Here is a 562-nt window from a genome sequence, read left to right as displayed (position 1 = left end):
GCAATATCTTTATGAGAATGCCAGTTTTCCGAGTCACCTGACCGGCAAGATTAACGAAAAGGGTGTTCGTCTGGCGACCTGGAATTACGATGCCAATGGTCGTGCCATTAGCAGTGAGCATGGACAGAGTCTGGAAAAAGTCGACCTGGATTATTCAGTGGATAATCAAACGCGAGTGACTCACCATATTTCCGACACCTTAACCAATGATGTGATTTATCACTATGAAGAACGATTCATTGGCAAGTCCAAACGTAAGCTGGTGACCCAGTACGAGCAGTTAGCTTGTACCGATTGTGAAGTCGGCAGCTGGACTTACAAGTATGATGCAAATGGCTATGTCAGCCAGTCCACCAGCCCAACAGGCGTTGTCACAAAGTTCACCCACGATGCCGACGGTTTTGAAACGCAAAGAATCGAAGCCTATGGTACACCGGAGCAACAAACCATTGATACGGTCTGGGATACGACCAAGCGTCGTGTCAGCAGTGTGAGCAAAGGCAATTTAAAAACCGAATATTTTTATGATGCCAACAATCAGGTTTCTTCTCTTGTTGTGACT

The 562-nt window shown here is 46.1% G+C and carries 1 protein-coding gene; it reads left to right on the top strand.

Features of this window, described 5'->3' with window-relative positions; all coding sequences use genetic code 11:
• Positions 1 to 562, top strand: a 562-nt coding sequence (locus IYN84_RS20865; RefSeq protein WP_196141221.1) for an RHS repeat protein, incomplete at both ends; no start/stop codon positions are given.

Source organism: Aliikangiella sp. G2MR2-5, assembly GCF_015687155.1.
In the GTDB taxonomy this organism is placed as follows: Bacteria; Pseudomonadota; Gammaproteobacteria; order Enterobacterales; family Kangiellaceae; genus Aliikangiella.
This window is presented reverse-complemented; position numbering and strand designations above follow the sequence as displayed.